19 protein-coding genes are annotated in these 19,593 nt (G+C 68.0%); 9 read left to right on the top strand and 10 right to left on the bottom strand.

Annotation, left to right across the window (positions count from 1 at the left end; translation table 11 throughout):
- Positions 1-1,589: N-acetylmuramic acid 6-phosphate etherase (locus A5711_RS27795; protein WP_231987529.1), on the bottom strand; the 1,589-nt coding region annotated here is incomplete at its 3' end.
- A 56-nt stretch (positions 1,590-1,645) separates the two neighbouring features.
- Between A5711_RS27795 and A5711_RS21990 the strand changes: the two genes are divergently transcribed.
- Positions 1,646-2,176, top strand: coding sequence for a DUF488 family protein (locus tag A5711_RS21990; RefSeq protein ID WP_067950322.1), 531 nt, complete (start codon positions 1,646-1,648; stop codon positions 2,174-2,176).
- 163 nt (positions 2,177-2,339) lie between these two features.
- Positions 2,340-4,424 carry a serine/threonine-protein kinase PknH/PknJ gene (locus A5711_RS28105; protein ID WP_082975816.1) on the top strand — a complete coding sequence of 695 codons (2,085 nt, stop codon included), beginning with the start codon at positions 2,340-2,342 and terminating at the stop codon, positions 4,422-4,424.
- Positions 4,425-4,581: 157 nt separating this feature from the next.
- Here the strand turns inward: A5711_RS28105 and A5711_RS22005 are convergent, their stop codons facing one another.
- The 4 genes from A5711_RS22005 to A5711_RS22020 all read right to left on the bottom strand — a co-directional run bounded on the left by A5711_RS22005 (position 4,582) and on the right by A5711_RS22020 (position 8,978).
- Positions 4,582-5,145, bottom strand: coding sequence for a hypothetical protein (locus A5711_RS22005; protein WP_369806026.1), 564 nt, complete (start codon positions 5,143-5,145; stop codon positions 4,582-4,584).
- Positions 5,146-5,279: 134 nt separating this feature from the next.
- The gene (locus A5711_RS22010) at positions 5,280-5,765 is read right to left on the bottom strand and encodes a (2Fe-2S)-binding protein (RefSeq protein ID WP_067950271.1); all 486 of its coding nucleotides are present in this window, start codon (positions 5,763-5,765) and stop codon (positions 5,280-5,282) included.
- On the bottom strand, positions 5,758-6,642 hold the full coding sequence (locus A5711_RS22015; RefSeq protein WP_067950272.1) for a xanthine dehydrogenase family protein subunit M: 885 nt from the start codon (positions 6,640-6,642) through the stop codon (positions 5,758-5,760). Before A5711_RS22015 ends, A5711_RS22010 begins: the two co-directional genes overlap by 8 nt.
- Positions 6,639-8,978 carry a xanthine dehydrogenase family protein molybdopterin-binding subunit gene (locus tag A5711_RS22020; protein ID WP_067950275.1) on the bottom strand — a complete coding sequence of 780 codons (2,340 nt, stop codon included), beginning with the start codon at positions 8,976-8,978 and terminating at the stop codon, positions 6,639-6,641. Before A5711_RS22020 ends, A5711_RS22015 begins: the two co-directional genes overlap by 4 nt.
- Positions 8,979-9,048: 70 nt before the next feature.
- Here A5711_RS22020 and A5711_RS22025 point away from each other — a divergent pair, with 70 nt between their 5' ends.
- Positions 9,049-9,609, top strand: coding sequence for an NTP transferase domain-containing protein (locus A5711_RS22025; protein ID WP_067950277.1), 561 nt, complete (start codon positions 9,049-9,051; stop codon positions 9,607-9,609).
- Here the strand turns inward: A5711_RS22025 and A5711_RS22030 are convergent.
- Entirely contained in the window at positions 9,606-11,054 is a 1,449-nt protein-coding gene (locus tag A5711_RS22030; RefSeq protein ID WP_067950324.1) for an amino acid permease, read from the bottom strand. The two genes, A5711_RS22025 and A5711_RS22030, sit on opposite strands and share 4 nt — an antisense overlap.
- 238 nt (positions 11,055-11,292) lie before the next feature.
- Between A5711_RS22030 and dnaK the strand changes: the two genes are divergently transcribed.
- The 4 genes from dnaK to A5711_RS22050 are packed head-to-tail and all read left to right on the top strand — an operon-like array spanning position 11,293 to position 15,396.
- Positions 11,293-13,152: a molecular chaperone DnaK gene (dnaK, locus tag A5711_RS22035; protein ID WP_067950279.1), complete on the top strand. Its 1,860-nt coding sequence runs from the start codon at positions 11,293-11,295 to the stop codon at positions 13,150-13,152.
- On the top strand, positions 13,149-13,781 hold the full coding sequence (grpE, locus tag A5711_RS22040; protein ID WP_067950280.1) for a nucleotide exchange factor GrpE: 633 nt from the start codon (positions 13,149-13,151) through the stop codon (positions 13,779-13,781). The genes dnaK and grpE overlap by 4 nt, the downstream gene beginning before the upstream one ends.
- Before the next feature lie 53 nt (positions 13,782-13,834).
- On the top strand, positions 13,835-15,013 hold the full coding sequence (gene dnaJ, locus A5711_RS22045) for a molecular chaperone DnaJ (protein WP_067950282.1): 1,179 nt from the start codon (positions 13,835-13,837) through the stop codon (positions 15,011-15,013).
- Positions 15,013-15,396: a heat shock protein transcriptional repressor HspR gene (locus tag A5711_RS22050; protein ID WP_067950284.1), complete on the top strand. Its 384-nt coding sequence runs from the start codon at positions 15,013-15,015 to the stop codon at positions 15,394-15,396. Before dnaJ ends, A5711_RS22050 begins: the two co-directional genes overlap by 1 nt.
- A gap of 3 nt (positions 15,397-15,399) precedes the next feature.
- On the opposite strand, the gene A5711_RS22055 is transcribed toward A5711_RS22050, so the two are convergent.
- Positions 15,400-16,038, bottom strand: coding sequence for a HEAT repeat domain-containing protein (locus A5711_RS22055; protein ID WP_067950285.1), 639 nt, complete (start codon positions 16,036-16,038; stop codon positions 15,400-15,402).
- Entirely contained in the window at positions 16,035-17,348 is a 1,314-nt protein-coding gene (locus tag A5711_RS22060; protein WP_067950287.1) for a putative toxin, read from the bottom strand. Before A5711_RS22060 ends, A5711_RS22055 begins: the two co-directional genes overlap by 4 nt.
- 81 nt (positions 17,349-17,429) lie before the next feature.
- Here A5711_RS22060 and A5711_RS22065 point away from each other — a divergent pair, with 81 nt between their 5' ends.
- Positions 17,430-18,551: a hypothetical protein gene (locus A5711_RS22065; protein ID WP_067950289.1), complete on the top strand. Its 1,122-nt coding sequence runs from the start codon at positions 17,430-17,432 to the stop codon at positions 18,549-18,551.
- Here the strand turns inward: A5711_RS22065 and A5711_RS22070 are convergent.
- Together A5711_RS22070 and A5711_RS22075 are read right to left on the bottom strand one after the other, a co-directional pair.
- Entirely contained in the window at positions 18,526-18,816 is a 291-nt protein-coding gene (locus A5711_RS22070; protein ID WP_156745027.1) for a WXG100 family type VII secretion target, read from the bottom strand. The genes A5711_RS22065 and A5711_RS22070 overlap by 26 nt on opposite strands.
- Before the next feature lie 2 nt (positions 18,817-18,818).
- The gene (locus A5711_RS22075) at positions 18,819-19,133 is read right to left on the bottom strand and encodes a WXG100 family type VII secretion target (RefSeq protein ID WP_067950293.1); all 315 of its coding nucleotides are present in this window, start codon (positions 19,131-19,133) and stop codon (positions 18,819-18,821) included.
- 23 nt (positions 19,134-19,156) lie between these two features.
- Here A5711_RS22075 and A5711_RS22080 point away from each other — a divergent pair, with 23 nt between their 5' ends.
- Entirely contained in the window at positions 19,157-19,591 is a 435-nt protein-coding gene (locus tag A5711_RS22080) for a hypothetical protein (RefSeq protein ID WP_067950295.1), read from the top strand.
- Positions 19,592-19,593 lie beyond the last annotated feature (2 nt).

Below are 19,593 nucleotides of genomic sequence, written 5' to 3' on the forward strand. Positions count from 1 at the left end.
GCGGACAGCGCGGCGGCCGCGGTCTCCTCGTCGACGCCCGCCGCGTCGCGCACGATGCGCACCGCGCGCCGGCGCAGCTTCGCGTTGGTCGCGCGCACATCGACCATCCGCGGTCCGTAGACCTTGCCGAGCGCGACCATCACGCTCGTCGAGAGCGCGTTGAGCGCGACCTTCTGCGCCGTGCCCGCGGTCAGCCGGGTAGACCCGGCGAGAACCTCAGGGCCGGTGAGCAATTCGATCACCACGTCGGCAGATGCCGCGCTGTCCGGGTTGTTGACGATCGCGACCGTCAGCGCGCCCACCGCCCGCGCGTGCTCGAGCGCCCCGAGCACGTACGGCGTGCGGCCCGACGCCGTGATCCCGACGAGCGCGTCGGCGGCGGTCAGGTCGGCGAGATCGGTTGGCTCGAAGGCGTCTTCGGCGCCCTCGATCGCCTCGGTCAGCGCCGCCTGCCCACCGGCGATGACACCGCGCACGAGGTCGGTGCCGAACGTTGGCGCACACTCGGCCGCGTCCAGCACACCGAGCCGCCCGGGCGTTCCGGCGCCGGCGTAGATCAGGCGGCCACCGTGCTCGAGCCGCGCGGCGATCGCCTCGGCCGCCGCCGCGATCCGCGGGACCGCCGCCGCCACTGCGGCGTGCGCCTCGCCCTCGGCGGTGACGAGCAGCGCGACGACCTCCCCGATGGGCCGCGCGTCGAGGTCATCCAGGCCGGGCCGCACGGCTTCGGTGGCGAGCGCGTCAAGTCCTTGCACGCCAATGGTTTTCGGTGCCGCCCCCACGCGGATCACGTGCGGCTCGTGGATCGCCCCCAGCCGCAGCGCCCCATCGAGCGCGTCGCCGGCGGCGGGGACGAGGTCGAGCTTCTCCCGCAGCGCTTGGTACCCGGCCAGGCCGCCGACCATCGCGACCGGTCCATCCCCGGCCGCGCGAGCGGTCGCGGCGAGCGCCTCGGCGGCCGCGCCGACGATCGCCAGCGCGGCGGCGTCGCCTTGCGCGGCGAGCACGTCGGGTGCGAAGGACGCGAGCGCGGCGGCATCAGTGAGCTGCGCGGGCCAGGTCTGCGGTGCGCCGAAGCGGGCGCGGGCGGCGTCGAGCAGCGTGGTGGACGGGCCGCGGCCGTCGTGCGCGCGCAGCGCCGCGCGCAGCCCGGCGGCGCCGATCCACGCGCCGCCGCCCTCGTCGCCCAGCCAGGGGCCCCAGCCATCGGCGCGCCGCCACCGACCATCCGCATCGATCGCGAGCGCCACGACGCCGGTGCCCGCGATCAGCACGACGCCCGGCTGTCCGTTCAGGGCTCCGGCGTGCGCGGTCACGGCGTCGCTGGTCACCGCGACGCGCTCCGCCCGCAGCGAGGTCAGCAGCGCATCGCCCAGCGCGCGCGCCGCATCCGGGGCCGCCTCCACCCCGGCGGCGCCGACGATCACCTCGTCGACCGCGCCGAGCTGGCGTGCGACATTCAGGATCGCCGCCTCCGCGGCCCGCACGCCCCCGGGCGCCGCGAGCCCCGGCGCGCCCGGCCCCTGCGCCCTACGGCCGCATGCCGAAGCCCGGCACGACGTCTTACCCAAATCGACGGCGAGGATCACCGCACCCATCCTTTATCGGCCCGGGCTGGGTGTCGACTGCCGGGCAAACTGGTGTGGTGGAGCCGGCGTTGCTGACCGTGGGGCACGGGACGGCCGACCGTGAGCGGCTGGCGGAGTTGCTCGCCGGCGCCGGGGTGGCGCTGGTGGTGGACGTGCGGCGATATCCGGCCAGTCGGACGAATCCGGACGTGCGTCGGGAGGCCCTGGCAAGCTGGCTGCCCCAACACGGCATCGACTACCGGTGGGAGCCGCGCCTGGGCGGGCGGCGTCACGTCGCGGCCGGAGAACCCGAGCCGGACAGCTGGTGGACGGTGGCCGCATTCCGGGCGTACGCCGCATACACCCGGACGCCCGAGTTCGACGCGGCGCTGGACGAGCTCCTGGCCGACGCCGCCCGGCGCACCACGGCGGTGATGTGCAGCGAGAGCGTCTGGTGGCGCTGCCACCGGCGGCTGATCGCGGACGTCGCAGAGCTCGGTCGCGCGGTGCCGGTGCGGCACCTCATGCCAGACGGCCGCCTCAGCCCACACCGCCCCGCCGACGGTGCTCGCCGCCGCCCCGACGGCCACCTGGTATGGGACGGCTGAGTTGGTGTCAATGCTTTGCCGGTGACTGTTCGAAGTGGTACGAAAGGGCCCCGCCAAGGATTGGTCGAGGTTACTGTCTTGCAGGGGTTGCGGTTCACTTGCCTGGGGGACACATGAGCACGCGGGTTTCCGCTGGACGCTCTCAATTACGAGCGTTGACAAGATGCCGTTAGAGCATGGTCAGATCTTTGCCGGTTACACGATCGTCCGCCTGCTGGGCTCTGGGGGGATGGGCGAGGTTTACTTGGCGCAACACCCGCGACTGCCGCGTAAAGATGCACTGAAGGTGCTCTCGGCGGATGTGTCTGCCGATGCCGACTACCGCGCCCGCTTCCTCCGGGAAGCTGAACTGGCGGCTACCCTCTGGCACCCGAACATCGTGAGCGTGCACGATCGTGGCGAAGACGACGGCCAACTGTGGATGTCGATGGACTTCGTTGACGGCCTGGATCTGGGCCGCCTCCTGGCCGGCCGTTACCCCGCTGGAATGCCGATTGAGGACGTTGTCCGCGTCGTCACGGCGGTCGCCAGCGCGCTGGACTACGCCCACAAACAAGGCCTCCTTCACCGAGATATCAAGCCGGCCAACGTCATGATGACCCATCCCGACGACGAGGCCGAGCATCGCATCCTTTTGACGGACTTCGGAATAGCGCGCAATGTCCACGACATCAGCGGGCTGACCAAGACCAATATGACTGTGGGCACGGTGGCCTACTGCGCTCCCGAGCAACTATTGGGCGAAAACATTGACGGTCGCGCCGACCAGTACTCGTTGGCAGCCACTGCCTACCATCTGCTGACTGGCTCTCAGCTGTTTCCGAACTCCAACCCTGCGGTGGTCATTAGTCGCCACCTCAACGTGTCACCACCACCATTGGCTCACAGCCGACCAGAGCTTGCCCGGCTTGATCCAGTTTTCGCCAAGGCTCTGAGTAAGCAGCCAGAGGATCGGTATAAACGTTGCTCTGATTTCGCGCGAGCCTTAAGCGAACAGTTCAGTTCCGCTGGTGGGCACACGACATCGGCTTCCACCGCATCAGCGCCGAGGGCAACGCCCACAAGCGACCCAACGGCTGGACAATCGCGGCTTCGGCCTTTATCCCTGGTGACACTCATTGCCGTCTTGGTTGTGTCAATCAGCGCGGCCGCGTTCCTACTGTGGCCATCGCAGCATGACCGAGCGGCGAACAGCACCACCAGCACCGCATCACCGGCAGTGCCATCAGTCACTTTCGACAGCATGCGAGATTTTGTCACCAGCTATTACGCTGACCTTCCAGCTCGGCCGAAGGACGCCTGGGCCAAACTTGACGATCATTGCCAGAACCAAACCGGAGAGCGCCAATTTTTGGATTTCTGGGCGACAATCCAATCGGTGACCGTCCTTTCGGTTAGTCCCCGGGACGCCACGAGCGTGGTTGCTCAGCTGCAGTATGTGCGGCGCAATGGCACCTCCGACACCGAAAACCGTTGGCTCAAAATGGCGTTGGTGAAAGGTGTGATGCAACTCGACGAGAGTGGGCGGGTCGGCTCAGTTAATGAGTTACCGACTTCGCCACCGCAACAGCCGTTCTCGCCAAAGGCGATCGATCAAGTATTGCTGACATCTGACGAGCTGACCAAGGTGCTGGGAGTCACCGTCACCAACAATCCGGCCGGGGGCGGCGGAGGCAGCGCGTTGGCAATCAAGTCCTCGTCGTACGGGATGGGCGATCATTCCGGACAGGTCAAACCCCAATCATGTGTCGGTGTGGCCTTCGCTGGCGAACATGATGTCTACGCAACCGCAGATCCAGCTGCGATCAAGGTCCAAATATTTGGAGACCAGTACGGAAGCGGCGGTAGCAACGCAGCAACCTATTACCTCGAACAAACCGCTGTAGTTTTTTCCTCTGCCGAGGAGGCGCAACAGGTTTTGAAGTCTGCGACGGCTCGCTGGAATACGTGCAGCGGTACCGAGGTCGACGTGACGCTCGGCTATGAAAACGGGCGCGGATTCCACTTGGGGGATGTGACCCACGAAGGCGACCTGATCACCATCTCCATGGCATCTTGGGGCGGATTGAACGGGCTGCATGCCTGCCAGCAGGCGCTAGGCGTACGTGCGAACGTCGTTGTGGAAGCCCGAACATGCGAAGAGCCGTCGGTGCCCAATTTCAACTGGCAGCAACCGGTCAATCCGGCATGGGCGTCGCCCACCGCTGCACCGCTCGCGAATGCGATGCTCAACAAGGTGAAGGTCTGACAGACCAGCTGCTAAAGCGATCGCGTGTCGGCCACATCAACGCCAAATTGCTACTAGGTCGGCGCGGCGGGTAGCACGACCGTACCTGGAGCAGCTATCAAGTCGCTGCTGCGGTCCGACTATGGTCCCAGCTCGCAAATAACCCTGCGACCTGCCTTTAGAACGTGTTGACCCTGTCGACGCTGACGAACATGCCGTGTCCGGTGCGGTCGTTGGTGAAACGGGTGCCGTCGGCGGTGGCGTTGATCGTCCAGCCGGCGGCGTTGTAGGTCTTGTAGTCGATCTGGACGGTCGGGATGGCGCCCAGGTTGCCGAGCACCCACTGGACCTTGCCGCCGGAGTCCACACTGACGCCGTTGGCGTGCTCGCCGTCCTGCATGGGGGAGTTGGTGAACGGCGCCTCGCAGCCGACGGTGGTCTTGTTGATCTGGCAGCGCGTGGTGCCCGACTTGGTTTCGATGAACACGTAACCGTTCTGGTCGGGCGGCAGCGGGATGGCGCCGGCCGGCGTGGTCGGGTTGGCCGGCGTCGTCGGCAGGCCGGGGGCCGGGCTGGCGGTGGGCGCCGGCGACGACGTGCTGGGCCTGGGGGTGGGGAACGTGGGCTCGACCGGCCCCGCGCCCGGCGCGGCGACGGGCCGGCCCGCGATGGTGGACGAACAGGCGTCGATCAGCACGGGACTGACCAGCACCGGCGCGATCAGCAAGGATCCACCGGCCAGGCTCCACCGAGCCCTTCGCGAAAACCGCACGCGCCACTCCCGATTATCAGCAATATCGGGAAATCAGATTACGCGCGAAGTGACGAAACCCCGGGTAACCGCGCACGTATCGATGCGGCCCCGATGGTGAAGCTTTACCGCTGTGTGACCGATTGCGTCTCGGCGGCGCGGCGGGCGGCCGCGACGATGCCCTGGTAGCCGGTGCACCGGCAGAAGTTGCCCGACAGGCCTTCCCGGATCTCATGGTCACTTGGGTCGGGGTTGTCGCGCAGCAGCGCGGTCAGCGACATCACGAAACCCGGGGTGCAGAAGCCGCATTGCAGCCCGTGGCACTCCCGCAGCGCCGACTGCACGGGCGACAGGGTGCCGTCCGGTGCGGCGATGCCTTCGACCGTGGTCACCTCGGACCCGTCGGCCTGCACCGCGAACATCAGGCAAGAGCGCACGGCCTCGCCGTCCAGCAGCACCGTGCACGCCCCGCACGCTCCGTGCTCGCAGCCCAGGTGGGTGCCGGTGAGCCCGCACTTTTCCCGTAGGAAGTCCGCCAGCGTCATCCGCGGTTCCACCGCGGCCGTGATCGGAGTTCCGTTGACGGACAGTTCGATTGGGTGTTCACGCATCGCTTGCCCCCAGGGCTTCGGCTATCGCTTGTGTCCACGCGCGGGTGGCCATGGTGGCACCGACCTTCAACCGGTAGGACGCCGACCCTTGCAGGTCGTTGGGAATGTCGTCGAGCCCGCTCATCGCGGCCTCGCCGATCTCCTCGGGGACCAGCTCGCCGACCGGCCTGCCCACAGCGGCGGCCTCGGCCGCCGTCGCGCGCCGGACGGTGGACCCCATGCCCAGCAGCCCGATCGCGCAGCGCGCCAACCGGTCGCGATCGTCGAGCTGGACGGCGACCAAGGCGCCGGCGATCGCGAAATCGCCGTGGCGGCGCGAGAATTCCTCGATGGCGAAGCCGGACCTGCCGTCCCACACGGGGAACCTCACCCCAGTGAGCACCTCGTCGGATTCCATGGTGGTCTCCCATACCCCGGCGAAGAAGTCGGCGGCCGCGATCTCGCGGCGCCCGCGCGGCGAGGCGACCTCCATCACCGCGTCCAGGGTCAGGGCGACCGCCGGGTATTCGCCGGCGGCGTCGGCGTGGGCGATCGACCCGCCGAGGGTGCCCCGGTTGCGGATCTGGAAATGCCCGACGAACGGCGTCACCCGGGTCAACAGCGGAACCGCTTGGCGCACTTGCTCATCGGCGCCGACGGTGGCCTCGGTGGTGCCCGCGCCGATCCACAGTTCCGCGCCCCGGCGCTCGATGCCCTGCAGCTCGGGCAGCCGGGAGATGTCGATCAGATGGTCGAAGTAGGCCAGTCGCATCGCCAGCATCGGCACCAGGCTCTGCCCGCCCGCCAGTATCTTCGCGTCGTCGCCCAACTCGGCCAGCAGGCCCACGGCGTCGTCGATGGTGTCGGGGCGGTGGTATTCGAACGCGGACGGTTTCACCGCTGCGCCTCCTCGAGGAGCGCGGCGATGGACGCCGGGCTGGCCGGCAGCCGCGTGACGGTCACGCCCAGCGGTGCCAGCGCGTCGTTGATGGCGTTGATCACCGCCGGGGTCGAGCCGATGGCCCCGCCCTCGCCGGCGCCCTTGTAGCCGCCGGGCCCGGGCCCGGGAATCTCGACGTGGCCGAACTCGATGGGCGGCACCTCGGTGGCCGTGGGCAGCAGGTAGTCGACGAAAGTCGTTGCCAGCGGGTTGCCGTCGTCGTCGTAGACCATGTCCTCCATCAGGGCGCCACCGATGCCCTGCACCGTCCCCCCGGCGATCTGGCCCTCGACGACCGACGGGTTGATCATCGGCCCGACGTCCTCGCTGACGATGTAGCGCAGCAGCGTCACCTTGCCGGTCGCCACGTCCACCTCGCAGGTGCAGGCGTGGGTCGCGTTGGACCAGTGGATGGGATTGGTCGAGTTGAACCGGGCGGTCGCCTCGAGGTTGGCCGACATTCCCGGCGGCAGTTGCTGCGGCGAGTAGTACGCCACGTAGGCCAGCTCGCCGAACGACACCGACTTGTCCGGGGCACCGCGCACACTGGCCACCGAAAACGCAAGCTCCACTTCCGATTCCGCGGCCTTGAGGTGGTGCGCGGCCAGCGCCACGATCTTCTCGCGCAGGATGGCCCCCGCCTCGCTGACCGCCCCCGCGGTCATCGGCGCGCTGCGGCTGCCCTGCGTGCCGGCCCCATAGGGGGTGACGGCGGTGTCGCCCTGGATGGTGGCCACGTCGTCGATGTCGGCGCCGAGCGCGTCGGCGGTCAACTGGACGACGGTGGTCTCGATGCTGTTCCCGCTCGAGCCGCCGTTGACGTACACGTTGATCTTGCCGGTCGGCTCCATGCGGATGGTGGCGCCTTCGGTGGCCAGGTGGCCGGTCGCCGCGCCGGTCGGCTCGATGTAGGCCGAGAAGCCGAGGCCCAGGTAGCGGCCTCGCGCCAGCGCCTCGGCCTGCTCTTTGCGAAACCCTTCGTGGTCAAGGATTTTCACCGCCTGCTCGAAGGTCTCGATCGGGGCGACGTGGTCGTACGGCATGCCGTTGGGGTTGACGTACGGCATCTCGTCGCGTCGCAACAGGTTTCGGCGGCGCAGCTCCACCGGGTCGACGTTCATCCTGCGGGCGGCGATGTCGAGCAGGATCTCGCGCGCCAGCGTCTCGTACTGCCACGGTCCGCGGTAGGCGGCCAGGCCGCTGGTGTTGGAGAACACCGTCTTGTAGTTGAAGCTGGCCTTGGGCACGCGGTAGGGGCCTGGGAAGAACATCCCGATGGCGGCCGTGGTCAGCACCGGATACGGCGTCGGGTAGGCGCCGATGTCCTGGACGAAGTCGATGTCCGCGGCCGCGATGTTGCCCTCGGCGTCGAAGGCCATGCGGGCGGTGCCGTCGACGTGGCGGGCCTGCCCGGCCGACATCAGGTTCTCGCGCCGGTCCTCGATCCACTTCAGCGCCGCAGGCACCTTGCGCGCGGCCAGCATGATGCACATGTCCTCGCGCATCGGGACGACCTTCTGGCCGAAGCCGCCGCCGGTGTCGCGCATGATGACCCGAACACGTTGTGCCGCAATGCCCAACAGGCGCGCGCAGAACGCCCGCAGTTCGTGTGGGGTCTGGGTGGACGCCCACATTGTGAGTTCGCCCGTGGCGGCGGTCCATTCGACGACCAGGCCGCGGGTCTCGATCGGCACGGGCGCGTAGATCTGCTGATAGATGTGCTCTTTGACGACGCACGGCGCGTTGGCGAACAGCTCTTCGTCCGGCGGGGCGCCGCCCATCCCGCCGGCGACGTTGTTCGGGTAGGCCTCGTGCACCAGCACGTCGGAGTCCTGGGCCCGGGTGAAGTCGCTGACCGCGGGCAGCGGCTCGTAGTCCACGTCGACGAGCTCCAGCGCGTCCTCGGCGACATAGCGGCTCTCGGCGACGATGAGCGCGACGGGGTCGCCGACGAACTTGGCCTCGCCCTCGGCCAGGGGCGGTCGCGGGGTGTCCGGCATGTCCTTGCCGGCGACCGCGTGCCACGCCTCTTTCACGTCCGGGTTGAGGTCGTCGGCGGTGAACACCGCGCGCACGCCGGGCAGCGCCAGTGCGGCCGAGGCGTCGATGCCGTTGATGCGCGCCCGCGCGAACGGGCTGCGCACGAAGCAGGCGTGCAGCATGCCCGGCCGCGAGATGTCGTCGACGAAGCTGCCGCGGCCGGTCAGCAGCCGGCCGTCTTCCACCCGCTGGACGCGGGTACCGGCGTACCGGGGCGCCGGGGCGACGGCGTGCCCTTGTACGTCCTGACTCATGACTCTCCATCCGATGCCGGTGCATAGCGAAGTTATCGCTTTGGGAGAAGTGCAATGTCATCATAGGAGAGTGGGGTTACCGGAGTCGACCCGTCCACCACACAGCGTCGGAGTCCTGCTGGCGGCGGGCGCCGGGCGGCGCTACGGCAAGCCGAAGGTGTTGGTCGAGGGCTGGCTGGACATCGCGGTCGACGCCCTGCGCGCCGGGGGCTGCGCCGGCGTCGTCGTCGTGCTGGGCGCCGCGCAGGTCCCCGCCCCGGCCGGGGCGGTCGCGGTCACCGCGGCGCGGTGGCAGGACGGGTTGAGCGCCTCGGTGCGCACCGGCCTCGAGCAGGCTGGCCGCATGGGCGCGGATTACGCCGTGCTGCACGTCGTCGACACCCCCGACGTCGGTCCCGCCGTGGTGGCGCGGGTGCTCGGCCGCGCGATCGCGTCCCCCGCCGGCCTGGCGCGCGCCGTGTTCGGTGGCCGCCCGGGCCATCCCGTGGTGATCGCGCGCCGGCACTGGCCCGACGTCCTCGCCCGCATCTCCGGCGACCATGGCGCCGGGGCGTACCTGCGCACCCGGGACGACGTCGAGGTCGTCGACTGCGCGGACCTCGCCGGCGGTCAGGACATCGACGAGCCCTAGGCCGCCGCGGTTGGGTCGGCGGCCGGCAGCGCGGCGTCTTGGGCGGCGGCCCGCACCCGATGGCGGACCAGATACCAGCCGCCGATCAGCCCCGGGATGCCGACGGCCATCGCGCCGAGCAACCACGGGCCCTGGACCTTGTCCAACAACATCAGGACCAGTACGCCGGCCAGGAAGGCCAGCGTGAGGTAGCCGCTATAGGGCGCCAGCGGCATCCGGAACTGCGGCCGTTGCACCGTGCCGGCGCGGGACAGCCGGTAGAACCGCAGCTGACTGGCCACGATCGTGCCCCAGGCCACCACGACGCCCACCGCGGCGATGTGGAGCACGATTTCGAACGCCTGGCTCGGTTTGACGGCGTTGAGCACGATGCCCAGGAGGCCGACGACGGCGGTGAGCAGGATCCCGCCGTACGGCACGCCGTTCTTCGTCATCGGCGCGGTGAACTTCGGGCCGCTGCCGTTCATCGCCATCGACCGCAGGATGCGGCCGGTGGAGTACAGCCCGGCGTTCAGGCTGGACAGCGCCGCGGTGAGCACGACGAGGTTCATCACGCTGCCCGCCCCGCCGAAGCCCACCTTGGAGAAGAACGTGACGAACGGGCTCACGTGGTCCCGGTAGGCGGTGTGGGGCAGCAGCAGCGCCAGCAGGACCGTCGACCCGATATAGAAGACGGCGATGCGAAACACCACGGAGTTGATCGCGCGCGGCATGATCTTGTGCGGATTCGCGGTCTCGCCGGCGGCGATGCCGACGAGTTCGACGGCGGCGTAGGCGAACACCACCCCCGAGGTGACGAGCACCAGGGGCAGCAGGCCGGCCGGCAGGAGTCCGCCATGGCTGTCCCAGAGCGCCACGCCGGGGTCGTGACCGTCGACCTTGAATCGGCCGATCAGGAAGACGGTGCCGATGACCAGGAACGTCACCAGCGCGAGCACCTTGATCAGTGAGGCCCAGAATTCGAGCTCGCCGAACAGCTTGACCGAGATCAGGTTCATCGCCAGCACCATGACCAACGCGATCAACGCCAGCGTCCACTGCGGGACGGCCTGGAACGTCGTCCAGTAGTGGCAGTAGTGCGCGATCGCGGTGGTGTCCACGATCCCGGTCATCGCCCAGTTGACGAAGTACAGCCAGCCCGCGGCGAATGCGGCCTTCTCGCCGAAGAATTCGCGGGCATAGGAGACGAAGGATCCCGACGACGGGCGGTAGAGCACGAGCTCGCCGAGCGCGCGCAGGATGAGGAACACGAAGATGCCGCAGATGCCGTACACCAGGAACAGCCCCGGCCCCGCCGACGCGAGCCTTCCGCCGGCGCCCAGGAAGAGGCCCGTTCCGATGGCCCCGCCCAGGCCGATCATCTGTACCTGACGGTTGGTGAGCCCCTTGTGATAGCCCGCGTCTTCGCGGGTGAGCCGCGCGGCGGCGCTGTCGAGCTGTGCCATCAAGCTCCTGCCGGGGTGGCTCCAGGGAAGCTCAGGTTAACCCATCGGCGGGCCGGCGGGCTCGCTGCGCGGGACCCCGGGAACAAGACGGCGGCGTGCGCCGTTAGCATGATCGACAAGTTGAGCGAACCAGACTCAATGCTGGGTTGACACCCCGGTACCGCCGAGAGCAGTCTTGAGCGGGGTTCACTCAGCATAGTGGCACCAAGAAGGCTCTACTCAATCAGGAGGAATCACTATGGCTCGTGCGGTCGGTATCGACCTCGGGACCACCAACTCCGTCGTCGCAGTTCTCGAGGGCGGTGACCCCGTCGTCGTCGCCAACTCCGAGGGCTCACGGACGACGCCGTCCATCGTCGCGTTCGCGCGCAACGGCGAAGTGCTCGTCGGCCAGCCCGCCAAGAACCAGGCGGTGACGAACGTCGACCGCACCATCCGTTCGGTCAAGCGGCACATGGGCACCGACTGGTCCATCGAGATCGATGACAAGAAGTACACCGCGCAGGAGATCAGCGCGCGTGTGCTGATGAAGCTGAAGCGCGACGCGGAGGCGTACCTCGGTGAGGACATCACCGACGCCGTCATCACCGTGCCGGCGTACTTCAACGACGCCCAGCGCCAGGCGACCAAGGAGGCCGGCCAGATCGCCGGTCTGAACGTGCTGCGCATCGTCAACGAGCCCACCGCGGCCGCGTTGGCCTACGGCTTGGACAAGGGCGAGAAGGAACAGACCATCCTGGTCTTCGACCTCGGCGGCGGCACGTTCGACGTCTCGTTGCTCGAGATCGGTGAGGGCGTGGTCGAGGTCCGCGCCACCAGTGGTGACAACCACCTCGGTGGGGACGACTGGGACGACCGGATCGTCAACTGGCTCGTCGACAAGTTCAAGGGCACCAGCGGCATCGACCTGACCAAGGACAAGATGGCGATGCAGCGGCTGCGTGAGGCGGCCGAGAAGGCCAAGATCGAGCTCTCGAGTTCGCAGAGCACCTCGATCAACCTGCCCTACATCACCGTCGACGCGGACAAGAACCCGCTGTTCCTCGACGAGCAGCTGACCCGCGCCGAATTCCAGCGCATCACCCAGGATCTGCTGGACCGCACCCGACAGCCCTTCCAGTCGGTGATCAAGGACGCCGGCATCTCGGTGTCCGAGATCGACCACGTGGTGCTGGTGGGTGGTTCCACCCGCATGCCCGCGGTGTCCGACCTGGTCAAGGAGATGACCGGCGGCAAAGAGCCCAACAAGGGCGTCAACCCCGACGAAGTTGTCGCGGTGGGAGCGGCTCTTCAGGCCGGTGTTTTGAAGGGTGAGGTGAAAGATGTTCTGCTGCTTGACGTTACGCCGCTGAGCCTGGGCATCGAGACCAAGGGTGGCGTGATGACCAAGCTCATCGAGCGCAACACCACGATCCCCACCAAGCGGTCGGAGACCTTCACCACGGCCGACGACAACCAGCCGTCGGTGCAGATCCAGGTCTATCAGGGTGAGCGCGAAATCGCTTCGCACAACAAGCTGCTCGGCTCCTTCGAGCTGACCGGCATCCCGCCGGCTCCGCGCGGCGTCCCGCAGATCGAGGTCACCTTCGACATCGACGCCAACGGCATCGTGCACGTCACGGCCAAGGACAAGGGCACCGGCAAGGAGAACACGATCAAAATCCAGGAGGGCTCCGGCCTGTCCAAGGAGGAGATCGACCGGATGATCAAGGACGCCGAGGCGCACGCCGAGGAGGACCGCCAGCGTCGCGAGGAGGCCGACGTCCGCAACCAGGCCGAGTCGCTGGTCTACCAGACGGAGAAGTTCGTCAAGGATCAGCGCGAGGCCGAGGGCGGGTCGAAGGTTCCCGAGGAGACGCTGTCCAAGGTCGACGCCGCCATCGCCGAGGCCAAGACGGCCCTGGGCGGCACCGACATCGGCGCGATCAAGGCGGCGATGGAGAAGCTGGGCCAGGAGTCCCAGGCGCTCGGACAGGCGATCTACGAGGCCACCCAGGCCGCGGGCGGCGCGGAGGCCGGTGCAGCCGGCGGAGCGTCGGGCTCGGCTGACGACGTCGTGGACGCGGAGGTGGTCGACGATGACCGGGAGTCCAAGTGACGGACGGCAATCAGGAACCGGTGACGGTCACCGACAAGCGGCGGATCGACCCCGAAACGGGTGAGGTGCGCCACGCCCCTCCCGGCCCAGAGCCGGGAGGGGACACGTCCGGTGGTGAGTTCTCGGGCGAAAGCCCCGAGGAGGCCGGCAAGGCCGCCGAATTGCTGGGCGACCTGCAACGGGTTCAGGCCGACTTCGCCAACTACCGCAAGCGCGCGCTGCGCGACCAGCAGGCCGCGGCGGACCGTGCCAAGGCCGCCGTCGTCAGCCAATTGCTGGGCGTGCTCGACGATCTCGAGCGGGCGCGCAAGCACGGTGACCTGGAGTCGGGCCCGCTGAAGTCGGTGGCCGACAAGCTGGACGGCGCTCTGACCGGACTCGGTCTGGTGGCGTTCGGCGAGGAAGGCGAGGACTTCGACCCGGTGTTGCACGAAGCCGTGCAGCACGAGGGCGACGGCGGCGACGGCTCCAAGCCGGTGATCGGCACGGTCATGCGGCAGGGCTACAAGCTCGGCGAGCAGGTGCTGCGGCACGCCCTGGTCGGCGTTGTCGACACGGTGCCGGACGACGGCGCCGCGGCGGCCCAGTCGGCCGAATCGGACGATAACCCCGGCGCGTCCGGTGAATAGACCACACAATCAGCACAACAACAGAACTCCAAAGGTGAAGGGGGTGACGCGACATGGCCCAGCGAGAATGGGTCGAAAAGGACTTCTACAAGGAGCTGGGCGTCTCCTCTGACGCCAGTCCCGAAGAGATCAAACGCGCTTACCGGAAGCTGGCCCGAGACCTGCATCCGGACGCCAACCCCGACAATCCCGCCGCCGGCGAGCGATTCAAGGCGGTGTCGGAAGCGCACAACGTGTTGTCGGATCCGGCGAAGCGTAAGGAGTACGACGAAACCCGCCGCCTGTTCGCGGGCGGCGGCTTCGGCGGCCGCCGGTTCGACACCGGTGGTTTCGGCGGCTTCGGTGCTGGCGGTGACGGCGCCGAGTTCAACCTGAACGACCTGTTCGACGCCGCCGGCCGAAGCGGCGGCGCCAACATCGGTGACCTGTTCGGCGGCTTGTTCGGGCGGGGCGCCGGCGCCCGTCCCAGCCGGCCGCGGCGCGGCAACGACCTGGAGACCGAGACGCAGCTGGATTTCGTCGAGGCCGCCAAGGGCGTGGCAATGCCGCTGCGGCTGACCAGCCCGGCGCCGTGCACCAACTGCCACGGCAGCGGGGCGCGGCCGGGCACCAGCCCGAAGGTGTGCCCGACCTGCAACGGTTCCGGCGTGATCAACCGCAACCAGGGCGCGTTCGGATTCTCCGAGCCCTGCACCGATTGCCGGGGCAGCGGCTCGATCATCGAGCACCCCTGTGACGAGTGCAAGGGCACCGGGGTCACCACCCGCACCCGCACCATCAACGTGCGCATCCCGCCCGGCGTCGAGGACGGGCAACGCATCCGGCTGCCCGGGCAGGGCGAGGCCGGGCTGCGCGGAGCGCCGTCGGGCGACCTGTACGTGACCGTACATGTGCGGCCGGACAAGGTGTTTGGCCGCGACGGCGACGACCTCACCGTGACCGTTCCGGTCAGCTTCGCCGAGTTAGCCTTGGGCTCAACCATTTCGGTGCCCACGCTGGACGGCAAGGTGGGCGTCCGGGTGCCGAAGGGGACCTCCGACGGCCGCATCCTGCGGGTGCGCGGGCGCGGTGTCCCCAAGCGCAGCGGCGGCAACGGGGATCTGCTCGTCACCGTGAAGGTCGCTGTGCCGCCGAACTTGGAGGGCGCCGCGGCTGAGGCGCTGGAGGCGTACGCGGCCGCCGAGCGTGCCAGCGGGTTTGACCCGCGCGCGGGATGGGCAGGTAATCGCTGATGGCCAAGAATTCACGAGACGAATCTCGGACGTTCCTGATCTCGGTCGCCGCCGAGCTGGCCGGCATGCACGCTCAGACTCTGCGCACTTACGATCGCCTCGGCCTGGTCAGCCCGCAACGCACTTCCGGTGGGGGACGGCGTTATTCGGAGCATGACGTCAACCTCTTGCGTGAAGTGCAGCGGCTGTCCCAGGACGAGGGGGTCAACCTGGCCGGCATCAAGCGCATCATCGAACTGACCAATCACGTCGAGGCGCTGCAGGCGCGGGTGAAGGAGTTGACCGAGGAACTGGCGCAGGTGCGCGCCGGTCAGCGCCGCGACCTGGCGGTGGTGCCCAAGAGCACCGCCGTGGTGGTGTGGCAACCGCGCAGGGGGCGTTAGGCTTCAGTCCTCGGGCAGTTTGTCGAGGGTCTTGCGGGCTTCCTTGCGGAAGATCTCGTGCTCGTTGTCGAGGTATTCGGCGACGGCGTCGCGCACACCGGTGGCGCGCTGGCGCACCAGCGCCTTCATGGCCGGGATGCGGGTTGCCGGGTTGGGAAGTTGGCTCACCGCAAGCTTTTTGGCTTCCTCGGTCTTGATTTGGCCTAGCCATTCCACCAACACCGATTTGGTGGGAAAGTCCCGCTCGGAGCGAATCAGGGCGGCGATACGCGGGAAGTCGGAGCGCTCGCAGATTTTGGCCAGCGCGAACCCGGCGGCTTCGAGCTCTTCGTTGCACAGTGCCGGTTCGATCGCGAACTGGTGAAACAGAACATCAATGGCGGCGCGATTGCCTTTGGCGTGCTTGGTGATTAGGTTGCGGATCAGACTGACCCGCCAGCCACGCCGTTCGTCACCGGGCGGAATGCGTTCGTCCAGATGTTGCAGCCAGTCCACCATGATGGGCACCGCCTGCGGATAGTCATTGGGCGAATTAAGCAATTCGACGACGGTGTCTTCCGGTATGCCGGCCGCATCCAGCTCTTGTTTCATCGCGCGCCAATATTCCGGCCAGGTGTCGGGGTCGTCGCCGTACTTGCTCATGACAGGTTTATGCTCCGGTCGATCTCTATGCTCAGCCCCGGATATTCCCCTCGCAAAGTCTCCTCCACACTGCCAACATTGGTGCGGCCCTTGTCCACCACGATGACCAACGTATAGCCGTTGTCCCGCGCCCACTGTGCCATGTCCCGGATCTGCCGCGTCGCATCCAGCTTCTGCACATTCTTCACCTCACGCACTACCCGGTTCACCGGGTCGATTTCATCCGGAATTCGTGTCCGGAGCGCACCCGTCTTCGGGTCGGTCACCTGGATCGGTACCTTGGCGTCTTGGTCGATCCCGGCAAGCTGTTCGGCGCGGCGGCCCTTGAGGCGGTTGTCGTTGACCCGTTGCGCCGGAGTCGGATCCACCCGTCGCGGCACCAGAGTGAGCAGCGTCTTCACCGCGGGCAAAGCGGTGTTCATGGCGGTGGCGGCCGACGTCAGGTCCGTCATCGAGGCGGTGGCCGTGGTCCGCAGCGCCGCGTTGAGCCCGTTGATCTGGGTGACCGCCGTCGCGATGAACGTCCGCTTGATGACCTCGGTGATCATGTGTAGTTGCGGCGGATAGCCGTCCAGGATCTTGACGATCAGATCGAGCTTGTCCACGACAAAGGCCATGTCGTCCTTGACCGACTTGAGCTTCTCCCCGTAGTCCTTGGCCGCGCGCGACAGATCCCCGCACGCACCGGCGATGTCGGTGCTGACACCGCGCGCCTCGTTGAGCCGGTCGACCACGAAGGCGATCTCGGCCGCCTGGACGTCGACGATCAGCCGCTGCTCCTCCGGACCTGGCTCATCGTCGACGTGCACCAAGTCGTGCCCAAAGGTTTCCCACGCGGACCCGACCGACTGCACCCGGTCGGGGTGCCCGTCGGGCCAGCCGTCGGTGATCTGGCCGCGCACCAAATCCCAGTGCGGCGGTTCGGGGTCGCCGCCCCCGGCGACGGAGCCGACGTCGACCGCCGCGTCGATGTAGGTGCCGGCGGACTGTCCCGGCGGGGTGATCGGCGCGCCGAAGGCGTCGCGCTGGTTGAGGGTGGACGCCTCTTCGGTCTCGTCGTGATTGATGCCGTCCTGGCGCAGCAGGGTGCCAAGGTTGTCGAAGACGTTGACCAGCCGGAAGGCCACCTGGCCGGCCTCGTCGGCCGCGGCGTCGAAGGCCGTCGCCCACTGCGGGCCCACCCCGTGGGTGCCGGCGGCGTTGGCCGCATGCACCCCGGCAAGCTTGCGCAACGCGGCGGCGGCGTGGTCGCTGTTCTCCTTGTAGGCAGCGGCCGCGTCGTAGAACAATTCCGGATCGACGTCCGTCACTCCCCGCCCCGCTCTCACACCGGTGAACCGATTCTATGGCAGCCTGGGATTTCGCGTTTACACCCGGAAAGGGGCCACCTCATGTCGTATGACCTGACGGTCTACGCGGCCGGCAACGTCGACGACGAGGAATTGGAGACGATCGTCGAATCCGTCCCCGGGCTGTCGATCGGGGACAGCGGGGACGGCGAGGTCACCGTGGTGCGCGGCAAGCACGACACCTACGCATTCACCGTGTTCGGGCCCCACGAAATCGAGCCCAAAGACGTGCCCGACGACGTCGTGCCCTACCTTCTCGAGCCGGCCATCAGCTGGCAGATCAGCGTGGAGGGCAGCGACCCGGCCGAGGTCCGGCCGGCGCGGCGGTTCGCCAAGGCGTTGGCCGTCGCCGCGGGGGGAGTGGCGGTCGACGAACAGACCGAGGACATCCTCGGTGCCCGAGGGGCTCGCAAGGTCAGCCGACCCAACAGCGAGTTGATCCGAGTCCTCAAGCTTGATTGGTACTCGCCGGTGTCGGCGCCCAACGCCCCGACGCTCTGGCTCGAACTCGCGAGAAAGCTCCTCCCCGAGGCCCTTCCGCGCCGTTTCGGCGAATCGGACCCGCTGCGTTACCGACTAGACCGCGACGGTGACGCCCGGTTCGTGGACGTCTATTCCGATGTGGCGCGGTTCAAGGCGACGTTCCCCTGCCTCGAGGGCGGGCTCTTCCCGAAACAGTGGGGCGGTGTCTGCGTCGACACTCTGTGGATTGTGGCCGAGCCGCTGGACGACCCGCGCTGGCGAAACTCCGTGCGCCGGTTCTTCGTCGAGTTCGCCCGCCGGCGCGGCAGCGTGCTGGCCACCGGCGAGGTGCTGCGCAACCACAAGCTCTCCGGGCCGACCGACGTCAACAAGGACGTCAGCGGCCTGTTGCGCGGGGCAGAGGGGATACTCGGTCTACCGTCCCACCCGATCTGGTGGATCTGGTTCGGCACCGACTACCTGCCGATCGTCCGCGAATATCTGCCTTCCGAGGGCACCACGTTCTACGACGAGGGGGCGCATTTCGCCGCCACCGACGAGCCCACGGACCGTGGCCAGCTCGCGGCGTTGCCCGATCCGTTCCCGAAAAGCCTTCGGGTCGGCGAGATTCCGCCGGAATATGGGCCGCCGAACAGCCCGACCAATACGCCGGCCGCTATCCGCCCCACATCGCGGTGTTGACCTCGGCGTTGTGGGTGTAGTTGCGGTGGGCGATGTGCGCGTTGAGGTGCATGTCGAACACCAACTCACTCGCCTCGTCCGCCCAGCGCTGCCAGTGCTGCACCCGCTCGAGAAAGACGTCGAACCCCACGCCCTCCCACGTGCCCTGTAGGCCCTGCAAATCCTTGGCCACCTCGGACAGGCGCTCCTTCATCGTCAGGCAGAACTGGCGCATCGCGTCGGCCGCGTCCACCAGCTCGGCCTCGTTGACGGTGCGTCGGGCCATGATCACACCCCCGGGGGTTTGAGGGCTCGAAAGGTGTTGGCCCCGTTGGTTTCCATGTGCGCGTAGGCATTGGCGGCCGCCGACAGCGATTCCCCGATCCAGCGCAGGTCGGCGAGCATGGCTTCGCATTCTTCGTCGATCTCCGACCAGACGTTGAGGTATGCCGTGGCCGCCTGCCCCGTCCAGGTGCGGCGAAGGTCGCCCATCTGCGTCCCCAATTTGCGCCGCAGCCCTTCGATCTCGTCAGCCGCGCCGGCGGTGTCCTTGGATGCGCGGGTCAGCTCGGCACAGTAGACGCGCAACTCGTTGGCCCCCATGGTGAGCAGGCTACTCTCGGCGCATGGGTTGGCGCGACACAGTGACGGAACAGGCGCAGGCGGACCTTGACGGCCTGGTCGACGCCGCGGTCAACTTCGCGGCCGAGCGCATCGCTGAGGCGGGCGAGTTCCTGCCGTTCGCGCTGGCCGTTTCCGTTCACGGTCAGCGCCAGGCCATCCAGCCGAACTACCCGCGCGGCCGGGATCTACAGGTGGCCGAGCAGCTCGCCGCCCAGTGGCGCGCGCTCATCGAGGTGAAGGACTCGCTGCGCGCCGCAGTGGTGGCGGTGAACGTGACGCTGACCGAACAGCACCGGGACGGCATCGAGCTCACCGCCGAGCACCGCGAGGGCGTGGCGATCGGAATGATCTTCCCCTACACACTGGACGCGGACGGCCGGTTGGCGCTGGAGTCGCCGTCCGCTCACCGTGCGGAGCGCCGCGTCTGGGTCGCGTGAGC

Source organism: Mycobacterium sp. E2238 (genome assembly GCF_001672665.1).
Lineage (GTDB): Bacteria > Actinomycetota > Actinomycetes > Mycobacteriales > Mycobacteriaceae > Mycobacterium.

Bases quoted from the DNA above. Each gene is read 5' to 3' on its own strand.
- A5711_RS22055 (WP_067950285.1), bottom strand. From the start codon at position 16,038: ATGAGCAAGTACGGCGACGACCCCGACACCTGGCCGGAATATTGGCGC.
- A5711_RS22075 (WP_067950293.1), bottom strand. From the start codon at position 19,133: ATGGGGGCCAACGAGTTGCGCGTCTACTGTGCCGAGCTGACCCGCGCA.
- A5711_RS22065 (WP_067950289.1), top strand. From the start codon at position 17,430: ATGTCGTATGACCTGACGGTCTACGCGGCCGGCAACGTCGACGACGAG.
- A5711_RS22070 (WP_156745027.1), bottom strand. From the start codon at position 18,816: ATGGCCCGACGCACCGTCAACGAGGCCGAGCTGGTGGACGCGGCCGAC.
- A5711_RS22080 (WP_067950295.1), top strand. From the start codon at position 19,157: ATGGGTTGGCGCGACACAGTGACGGAACAGGCGCAGGCGGACCTTGAC.
- A5711_RS22030 (WP_067950324.1), bottom strand. From the start codon at position 11,054: ATGGCACAGCTCGACAGCGCCGCCGCGCGGCTCACCCGCGAAGACGCG.
- dnaK (WP_067950279.1), top strand. From the start codon at position 11,293: ATGGCTCGTGCGGTCGGTATCGACCTCGGGACCACCAACTCCGTCGTC.
- A5711_RS22010 (WP_067950271.1), bottom strand. From the start codon at position 5,765: ATGCGTGAACACCCAATCGAACTGTCCGTCAACGGAACTCCGATCACG.
- A5711_RS28105 (WP_082975816.1), top strand. From the start codon at position 2,340: ATGCCGTTAGAGCATGGTCAGATCTTTGCCGGTTACACGATCGTCCGC.
- dnaJ (WP_067950282.1), top strand. From the start codon at position 13,835: ATGGCCCAGCGAGAATGGGTCGAAAAGGACTTCTACAAGGAGCTGGGC.
- A5711_RS22020 (WP_067950275.1), bottom strand. From the start codon at position 8,978: ATGAGTCAGGACGTACAAGGGCACGCCGTCGCCCCGGCGCCCCGGTAC.
- A5711_RS22050 (WP_067950284.1), top strand. From the start codon at position 15,013: ATGGCCAAGAATTCACGAGACGAATCTCGGACGTTCCTGATCTCGGTC.